Raw genomic sequence first — 8,775 nt, 5'->3', positions numbered from 1 at the left:
TAGCAGAGGACCGAAAGGTCAGGAATTGCTCCGGTGACGTCCAGATGTGGATCCCCGCATGGGGTGTCGGTAGAGAGGGTTGCCGCGAGATGCCCACCTGCAGAGAACCCCAGGACTCCGACACGGTCAGCGTCGACGGCTATCCCGTGCTCCCCGCCGCGGATCCACAGCATCGCCTCCTTCGCGTCGGACAACGGTGCCGGGTGCTGATGAGGTGCAACCCGGTACCGGAGCACGAAAGCGTGCACGCCAAGCCCGGCGAGCCATTCAGCGACGGGTTCCCCTTCGTGGGCTGAGGTTTGCCCGTATCCGCCTCCCGGCAGAACAAGTATGGCCGGTCGGGGAGTTTCCTCGCCGTCCCGGGCGGGAATGAACGTCAGGTTCGAAGGGACTGAAATTGGCATGGTTTCACCGTACCCACTCAAGCTGACGGTCAGGCATTACGCGCAATGAACGACACCAGTGCCGGCGCGAGTGACGCGCCGATCTCCTGAGGGCTCCGCCTGGTGCCTTTGACCGCAAAGGAGTGGTCGGCGTCGGGCACTGATTGCAGGGTTGCCCTTCCCTCGAGTTTCGAGATCACGGCGTCCAAAAGGTCCTTCCGGGCGAAGGAGTCATTGCTGCCCTGAAGGAACAGCATGGGAGCTCCGACGCTGTACAGATGCTCATCGCGAATTTTCTCCGGTTTCCCCGGCGGGTGAAGGGGATATCCGAGGAACGCGAGGCCTGCTGCCTCCATACCCTCGGACACGGCCATGGATGCCATGCGCCCGCCGAAGGACTTCCCGCAGGCCCACACCGGTTCGCCGTCGGAGCGCTCTTCGGCGCTGGCCATCACTTCGCGCCAGGCGGCGATCGCTTTCGGAGGCCGGTCCGGGAACCGCTTGCCCTGATCCATGTAGGGGAAGTTGAAGCGCATCGTGGCCAGTCCCGCAGCGTTCAGGGCATCACTGAAGCCGATCAGGAAGGGGTGATCCATGCCGGCGCCGGCCCCGTGTGCGATCGCGACGGTCGCGGTGGCCCCGTCCGGCCGGAAGTACGCGCAGGTGAAATCAGCGCCGTCAACCTGTAGCGTGAAGCGCTCTGAGGAAGCCATCTGCCCATCATGCCGTAGGTTCGGCTTCTGTTCGACGCATACTTGAGCCATGGCAGCGCCGATAACCCGGGACCACCTGGTGCAGCTCCGGCTGGCCAGTCACTTTTCCGCCACAAACGACGACGGTTCCGCACCGGGCGCTGTGGATGTGGTCAGCAGACTGCTCGCTGTGCAGGCACAGGAGTTCGGGCAGGCGCTGTGGGCAGTCGGTTTGCGCGTGCCCGGATCCAGTCGGGAGGACATCCTTGCCGTTCTTGACAGCGCCGAGGTAGTGCGTTCTTATCCGATCCGAGGAACCCTGCACTTCGTGCGTCCAGCCGACCTTCGCTGGATGTTGAGCCTGACCGGTGAGCGGATGCTGAGGTCGGCGACGAGGCGCCTGGGTGAGCTGGAGTTGGACCAGCGGACCCTTGAGGGCGCCGGAGACGTAGCGCGTGAGGCGCTCGCAGGGGGCCTCGAACTTCCGCGCGATGAGTTCCTTGAAACCCTGGACCGGGCCGGTATCTCCCCGGCCGGTCAACGCGGATATCACATCATTTGGTACCTCGCGCATACCCAGGTCGTCTGTTGGGGACCTCCCGCCGGAAGCCAGCAAGCCCTGGTGCTCCTCGACGAATGGGCGCCGTCCGAGGGCCTGAAACCGGATCGGGACGAGGCGCTTCGACGGTTTGTCCTCGGCTACTTCACAGGCCATGGTCCTGCAACGCTGCACGACTTCGTCTGGTGGTCCAAGCTCACCGTCGCTGACGCCAAGCAGGGGCTGGCGCTCGCCCGCAGCGAGTTGACGGAGTACGTCTACGACGGCGCGACCTACTGGGCCGCCGCCGAACTGGTGCCGGAATCAAGCCCCCAGCGGGGGCTCCTGCTGCCTGGCTATGACGAATACATTCTCGGTTATCAGGACAGGGCTTTGACGCTTCCCCGCGAATACGCAGCGCGCGTCATGCTGGCCAAGAACGGGGTCTTCAAGCCCACCCTTGTTCTGGAGGGGGAGGCTGTTGGCACGTGGCGTCGAAGCCCCGGCAACTCGACCGCTGATATCTCGCCCTTCCTGGAGAGCGACATCAGTGACACTCATGTGTTCGACGTCGCCATTGCGGCCTACGAGCGCTTCCTCACCTCCTGATACGGTGCCACCGTGCGAAAGCGGTAAGCCCATGGCCGACTTCTATCAACGCGTCGTCGGACCAGGACGCGTGGTGAACCGGCGTCTGTATTCGGTAGGAGTGGTGGAGAAGGCCGCTCCGAAGTTCTGCCGGAAGGTCACGGCATTGCCGAAGCCGCAGTCGGCCGCGATCTGGTCTATGGACAAGTCCGAGGTCTCCAGGAGTCTCCTGGCGGCATCGAGCCGATGGCTGCGAATCCAGCCTGCCGGTGTTGCCCCGGTCTTCGCGCGGAACGCGCGGACGAAGGTTCGGCGGCTCATGTGTGCCTGGTCAGCCAGGCGCTCGACTGTAAGCGGTTCACGAAGATTGGCCAGCGACCATTCAAGTACGCGTGCGATGGGATCGTCACCGGCCCGCTCCGGGACAGGGTGCTCGATGTACTGCGCCTGTCCACCCTCGCGGTGTGGAGCGACGACCAGACTGCGCGCCACCTGATTGGCAGCGTCCGCTCCCAATCGGTCCCGCACGATATGCAGGCATGCGTCCAGCCCCGATGCGGTTCCCGCTGACGTGAGGACGTCGCCGTGGTCGATGTACAGCACGGATTGGTCGAGGGAGATATCCGGGTGCCGGTCAGCCAGGGTCGTGAATGCCTGCCAATGGGTAACGGCACGGCGTCCGGCGAGAAGGCCCGCGTCGGCGACGGCGATCGCTCCGAGGCACAGTCCGAGGACTGCGGTGTTGCGCTCATGAGCGCTCTGCAGCGCTGAACGCAGACCACCGCTGAGCGGGCGGCCGTCGTCGAACCAGGAGGGCACCACCACTACGTCAGCGTCCTCGGCGACCTCGGGTCCCTGCACGCCTCCCAATTCGTAACCCTCGGCAGTGCGGACCGAGCCGGGGTGATCCGAGAAAAGCACTGTGGTCCAGTCGGCGAGCCCCTGCCGGGTGACCTCATCGAACACCATCTGCGGGACGGCGAGATGGAACATCGTCACACCATGGAAGGCGTAAACAGCGATACGCATGTAGGGCTCCATTCTTTGGCCTAAATCCATCGTACATGTGCCGTTGTGCCACTGTCGGCCCCCGGCGCTTGCCGGGACGATTGATTCATGGCCATCAGGCCGGTTACCTCTACCCGGGAGATTGTGAACTATGGCTACTCCGCGCCGCGCCCTCGTCCTCGTTGATGTTCAGCAGCAGTATTTCGGCGGCATCTTTGAGATCCAGTACCCTCCGCATGAAGAATCTCTGCCGCGAGTCGCAGCGGCAATCGACACCGCCACCGCGGCGGGCATGCCAATCGCGGTCATTCAGCACACCGCCGGTGAGGGTGCTCCCGTCTTCGCGCCCGGTTCTCCTGAATTCGAACTGCACCCCGAAGTCGAGAGCCGGCGGACGGGTGAGTGGAAGAGCGTCGTGAAGCAGTACGGCTCTGTGTACGCCGGTACCGACCTGACCGACTGGCTCCGCCAGAACGACGTCGACACCGTCACCCTTGTCGGATACATGACGAATAACTGCATCCTGGGCTCGGCCGTTGAGGCTGAAGCGATTGGGTTCACCACCGAAGTGCTTTCTGACGCCACCGGGGCGATCAACCTAGCCAATGACGCCGGCTTCGTCGATGCGAAGACGGTGCACACCACCCTGCTCACCCTGTTGAATTCGAACTGGGCTCAGGTGGGCACCACCGATGCCTGGATCAGTGCCGTCAACGCGCAGGAAGCGCTGCAGGGAAGCGACCTGGGTAGTTCTGCCATGGCTGGGGCTGAGCGCGCTTCGTGAACCATGCACACTTCTCGGGCACCGCACCTTTCGCGCTGTCCGTCCTCGACAATGCCCTCACCGGTGTGGGCTACTCCGCGGGGGAGACACTCGCCGATGTAGTTGCGTTGGCGAAGCTGGCGGACGAGCGGGGTTACCGACGGTTCTGGATGTCTGAGCACCACGCCATGCCCGGAGCTTCCATTTCGTCACCACAGCTCATGGTGGCGCGCCTCATCGGAGAAACGCAGCGAATAAGACTGGGAGCGGGCGGGATCATGCTTCCCAACCATGTACCGCTGGTCATCGCAGAGCAGGTTGGCATGCTGAGCGCGCTTGCACCCGGGCGGATCGACCTCGGCTTGGGGCGAGCGCCCGGTACGGACGCGGGAACAGCCGCCGCGCTGCGCCGCCACCACGCGGCCAACGATGCGTTCCCTGAACAGATTGCCGAGCTCCTTGGATTTCTGAACAACGACTTCCCGCAGGACCACCCCTACCGGAATGTTCCGGCGGTGCCTGGACCATGGCAGGCCGAGCAGAACCGGCTCCCCGGCGAGACGACTACCGCTGACCTCTGGCTCCTTGGATCCTCAGTCTATTCAGCACGGTTGGCTGCCGAACTCGGTCGACCCTATGCCTTCGCACTTCAATTCGGGCGCGCCGATGTACTCAACGCCCTGCGCATCTACCGGGAGAACTTCCGCCCGTCGAGGTGCCTCGCTGAACCCTATAGCTTGGTCAGCGTCGGAGTGATTGCTGACGAAGACCCAGTCGAGGCGCGCCGCCAATCTGCGACGTTGGCCATGGCGATGCTCAGGATGTTCCAGCGCAAGACCTTTTCCGTGCTTCCCCCTGAGGAAGTCGAACTTTTCCGCGCCAGCACGCAGGAACAAGCGATCCTCGATGAGTACACCGATCAGACGCTGCACGGGACACCGGAGCAGGTGGCAAAAAGCCTCGAGGAGCTCCACGCTCACACTCGCGTCGACGAAATCATGCTTGTCGTTCAGGGGCACTCCCGCCGTGCCCAATCACGCACTCTGGAACTGGTGGCCGACCACTACAGCATGAGTACCACCGGGGCGACCAGCCTGTAACCGCATCACCCCGCACCGAGGTTCGTGATGCGCACCAGACGCCAGCCCTCCCATCGCGGGTCGCTGCAGATATCGAAAACAAGGATGGGGGACGCCGGTCCCGTCTGCGCCCGGAAGCGCCAGTACTGCAGCGTCATGACGCTGCCTTGCCCCATTTTTCCGGCCTGGCCCGGTTCCCACCAACTCCGGGAACTGGTCCAGTGCATGGGCTCCCCGAGCACCTGCCAGATGCTCGCCCGCCAGCGAAGCGCCAGGGGTGCGCCCCTGGAGGTGAAACGTACGTCAGCCTCCTCATTGAGGGACCGCGAACCCGGCTGGACCTCTTCGATGTGCTGCGCCGTCATAACCCTTCACCTTCTTCAGTGCCGGGTTTAAAACTAGAACAGATTTTCGATTAAGTCATCCGGGTGAGCCCGCTCAGCCCTCCTGCTCACGGCGGTTCAGCTCGAGGTTGACTTCCTCAAGCCGTGCTTCGGTTTCGGGCTCTGGGAAGCCCTCCGCGTATTCGGCCTCAAGCTCCCGGTGGATCCGGCTGTTGAGCACTTCCACCTCGACGTCGTCCAGGACCGTTAGGTCTTCGGGGAAGGGGTCTTCCGGGGAAATCTTGTGGTTGGTTTCCATGGATCACTTTCGGGGCTGAGCGGTGTTCTTCTCCGAAGTGTAGCCATGCTGTGTTTCTTGCGCGAGAGCGTATGACGGAACCCGCAATTCTCGAGCCCATGTGTAGGAGCTGAGGCCTGCTGGAGGGTGTCCTATCGGGTCGAACCGGGGGTCCCGGTGTTGATCGTCACACACCCTCAGCCGTAGAGTGCCGGAGCGGGTCCAGGGACCGCGCAGCCGGCTGTAATGCAGGCCCCACTGGAGTTCGCCGTCGTAGGAGCGAAGCTCGGAAAGGGTCCTGAGGTCCGGGCCAGGACCCTCCCGGCGCACTGCCAGCAAGACTGGCCCGCCGCTTCCGCGGAATGGCATCAGTGAGGTGAACGGTCCGTCCACTACCGAGCGACGCGGAAGGATCATGAAGCGCCCGGGCACCCCGCCTCCGGTCGTGGACAGCAACACATCGGCCTCACCGATACGCAAAGCCAGGCCGACGACGTCGGGCAGGGCATCCGGCAGTCCCACTGAGCGGGAGACGCGCGCAAGAACCTGCTCCTCATCGGAATTGTCCAGCCATTCCTCGCCGCTGAAGACCCGCGAATGGGTAAGGGTGCCCTCGAGCAACACGCCGTGGGAGTGAATCGGCCGGTGCGGCCTGAACACCTTCATCCCGGCGAAGACCGCTTTCAACCCGTGTCCTCCCGCCCTTGATAGCACGGGCAGGGCTTTCACGAGTGCACCTCTTTCAGCAGCTTCTTCTCTTCAACGAGCGGTACGGATAATGACTTGTAGCCGTGCTCCTCGAACAGTACGGTGACGACGTCGTTTTCGTAGCCCATGACCACGCCCTCGCCCCACTCCCCGTGGCGCACGGTGCTCTGCAGCGCGAAGGGCTGGTTTTCAGCCTCTTCGTGGTGATCGGCGGAGCGGCCGGTGTCGCAGTTATCGCAGGCATCGCACAGGCCTTCGCGCTCCTCGCCGAAGTAGCCGAGCAGGAACCGGCGACGGCACCCCCGGTACTCGGCGTACTGCCGCGCCATCTCCACCCGTGAGCGGTCCACCTCCTGCCGCCGCTTGCGATGCTCGACGACGTCGGCAATCACCTGGTCCGCGTCATCTGCTGCGGCCCGGTACTTCCCGCTGCGCTCTCGGACAGCCCCCACCTCAAGCAGTTGATTCAGCAGTCCCGACAGCTTCCGCTGAGTCAGTCCGGTTGCTTCCCGGATGCCCGCGGCATCAAGAGAGCCATCGGCCGACCGGAGCGCAGCGAGCAGTTCGCGGAGGCCATCCTCCTGCACGCTCTTGGCTGCGAAGAACCGCCGGATCCCGAGATCCTCCTGGCGATAATGCAGCACGACGTCGGCAGGATCCCCGTCTCGCCCCGCCCGACCCACTTCCTGGTAGTAGCTGTCGAGAGAATCTGGAATGTCGGAATGGATGACGAACCGTACGTCGGGCTTGTCGATGCCCATGCCGAACGCGGTGGTAGCCACCACGACGTCCAGTTCACCGGCGTGGAATGCGTCATGCAATGCCGTTCGCTCAGATTTCTTCCGTCCTGAGTGGTACGCATCAGCACGCAGGCCCGCATCCCTCAGCTCCTGTGCGTATTCGTCCGTCTGCCGGCGCGTGGCGGTGTACAGCAGTCCCTGGCCTTCACGCGAGGTCACCTGCTCAAGGACTGCGTGCTTCTTGTCCCGCTCCGACTCGTGCTGGTGAACGCTGAGGTGCAGGTTCGGTCGATCGAAACCTTCCGCGATGACGAGTGCGTCGTCGAGCTTCAGCCTTTCGAGGATTTCCTGCCGAACAGGGGGTGAGGCTGTTGCGGTCAGTGCGATAACCGGCCGCTTGAGTCGCCGCACGAGGGAACCCAGCTGAAGGTAATCCGGCCGGAAGTCGTGACCCCAGGCGGAGACGCAGTGGGCTTCGTCGATGACGAGGAATGACACGTCCAGGGCCTTGAGCCGCTCGCTTACCTCTTCCCGTGCCAGTTGCTCCGGCGCGAGGAACAGGAACTTGGCGCGACGCTCTTCGTCGGAGTCCTCGGCGGCTGCCCATGCTTCGTCGACCTCGGCGTCGGACGCTGTCGAGTTCAGCACGTACGCGCGAACTTCGCCGAGCGCCTCGTTGATGGCTTCCACCTGGTCCCGCTGCAGCGAGATCAACGGCGAAACGACGACGGCGACTCCCGGAACTGACATGGCCGCCACCTGATAGATGGCCGATTTGCCATAGCCGGTGGGGAGGACGCAGAGGAGATTCCTGCCGTCGTCGGCCGCGTTCAGTGCCTTGCGTTGTCCCGGAAGAAGGGAGTCCCAGCCGAAGAGTTCCCGCGCGGTCTGATCGAGTTTCGGATTCATTGTGCAACCGCCGTAATGAGAGCAAGAAGGATTGAGTAGATGATGAGGCCACCAAGGAACCAGGGGAAGCTTGATCCGCGGTTCGACGGCAACTCCTCCCGGAAAACGTTCAGGAGTACCGATCCGCCGAGCAACGCTGTGAGGATGGCAACCACCACTGTGCTTGTCGGCGCAAAGACCGCCGACAACAGCCAACCAATAAGCAGCGCGCCCGCAAGAACGAGCCGGCCGCTCGACGCGAACCTGTGCGGGTAGTGCTCCTCAAGATGGCGGTCCGTGAGCACGAAGTGGAGACCCATCGCGATGGCAAAAAGGATCGCGAACAGATAACCAGTCTCGACGCGCAGAGCCATCGTGTAGGTGATGAGCGTGTTGTAGAAGGCAAAAGCACCGAGGTGAACCCAGTAGGCTCCTGCGGAATCGCGGCGTCTGCGTCTCCGTCGGGTGGTCGCGAGGCGGTCCAGACCGTAGAAGACAGTAAAGCCGGTGAGAGCCACGACGAAGATCCCCAGGTCGAAAAGCGGGGTGACCTCAATGGTGTCTTCGAGCAGGTCGCCGACCGCCTCGTTGCCCTCGGCGATTTCCGGCAGCAGGTGTAGGAAGACGTAGGCAACCGCGAGTCCTCCCGCAAACGAACCAGTTACACCCTCGGGTACGAGGGGCAGCTTGCGGATCCGTGGAGCGGCCAGGTGCAATCCGGCCAGCACCAGAGCGATGACCAGGGATCCCGTCAAAGCAAGGCCCAC

Annotated in this window: 11 protein-coding genes; 3 read left to right on the top strand and 8 right to left on the bottom strand. The window is 63.5% G+C overall.

The features are described 5' to 3' along the window. Together RIF85_RS02115 and RIF85_RS02110 are read right to left on the bottom strand one after the other, a co-directional pair. Positions 1–404 (bottom strand): alpha/beta hydrolase (locus tag RIF85_RS02115; protein WP_309070258.1); only part of this gene is annotated, 404 nt, incomplete at its 3' end. 29 nt (positions 405–433) lie between these two features. After that, positions 434–1,096: an alpha/beta family hydrolase gene (locus RIF85_RS02110; RefSeq protein ID WP_309070257.1), complete on the bottom strand. Its 663-nt coding sequence runs from the start codon at positions 1,094–1,096 to the stop codon at positions 434–436. A 49-nt stretch (positions 1,097–1,145) separates the two neighbouring features. Here RIF85_RS02110 and RIF85_RS02105 point away from each other — a divergent pair, with 49 nt between their 5' ends. Beyond that, complete coding sequence (locus tag RIF85_RS02105; RefSeq protein WP_309070256.1) at positions 1,146–2,222, top strand: winged helix DNA-binding domain-containing protein; 1,077 nt, start codon at positions 1,146–1,148, stop codon at positions 2,220–2,222. 45 nt (positions 2,223–2,267) lie between these two features. On the opposite strand, the gene RIF85_RS02100 is transcribed toward RIF85_RS02105, so the two are convergent. Further along, a complete protein-coding gene (locus RIF85_RS02100; protein WP_309070255.1) occupies positions 2,268–3,230 on the bottom strand; it encodes a helix-turn-helix domain-containing protein in 963 nt (320 codons plus the stop codon). Positions 3,231–3,360: 130 nt separating this feature from the next. Between RIF85_RS02100 and RIF85_RS02095 the strand changes: the two genes are divergently transcribed. After that, entirely contained in the window at positions 3,361–3,993 is a 633-nt protein-coding gene (locus RIF85_RS02095; RefSeq protein WP_309070254.1) for an isochorismatase family protein, read from the top strand. Further along, positions 3,990–5,072, top strand: coding sequence for an LLM class flavin-dependent oxidoreductase (locus RIF85_RS02090; protein WP_309070253.1), 1,083 nt, complete (start codon positions 3,990–3,992; stop codon positions 5,070–5,072). The genes RIF85_RS02095 and RIF85_RS02090 overlap by 4 nt, the downstream gene beginning before the upstream one ends. Before the next feature lie 5 nt (positions 5,073–5,077). Here the strand turns inward: RIF85_RS02090 and RIF85_RS02085 are convergent, their stop codons facing one another. From RIF85_RS02085 to RIF85_RS02065, 5 genes are all read right to left on the bottom strand, one after another. Further along, positions 5,078–5,416: a DUF6504 family protein gene (locus RIF85_RS02085; RefSeq protein WP_309070252.1), complete on the bottom strand. Its 339-nt coding sequence runs from the start codon at positions 5,414–5,416 to the stop codon at positions 5,078–5,080. A gap of 73 nt (positions 5,417–5,489) precedes the next feature. After that, complete coding sequence (locus RIF85_RS02080; RefSeq protein WP_309070251.1) at positions 5,490–5,693, bottom strand: hypothetical protein; 204 nt, start codon at positions 5,691–5,693, stop codon at positions 5,490–5,492. Positions 5,694–5,696: 3 nt separating this feature from the next. Continuing rightward, positions 5,697–6,401 carry a hypothetical protein gene (locus tag RIF85_RS02075; RefSeq protein ID WP_309070250.1) on the bottom strand — a complete coding sequence of 235 codons (705 nt, stop codon included), beginning with the start codon at positions 6,399–6,401 and terminating at the stop codon, positions 5,697–5,699. Beyond that, on the bottom strand, positions 6,398–8,029 hold the full coding sequence (locus tag RIF85_RS02070; protein WP_309070249.1) for a RecQ family ATP-dependent DNA helicase: 1,632 nt from the start codon (positions 8,027–8,029) through the stop codon (positions 6,398–6,400). The genes RIF85_RS02075 and RIF85_RS02070 overlap by 4 nt, the downstream gene beginning before the upstream one ends. Next, positions 8,026–8,775 carry a hypothetical protein gene (locus RIF85_RS02065; RefSeq protein ID WP_309070248.1) on the bottom strand — a complete coding sequence of 250 codons (750 nt, stop codon included), beginning with the start codon at positions 8,773–8,775 and terminating at the stop codon, positions 8,026–8,028. The genes RIF85_RS02070 and RIF85_RS02065 overlap by 4 nt, the downstream gene beginning before the upstream one ends.

It is taken from the genome of Arthrobacter sp. (assembly GCF_031179385.1).
In the GTDB taxonomy this organism is placed as follows: domain Bacteria; phylum Actinomycetota; class Actinomycetes; order Actinomycetales; family Micrococcaceae; genus Arthrobacter_D.
This window is presented reverse-complemented; position numbering and strand designations above follow the sequence as displayed.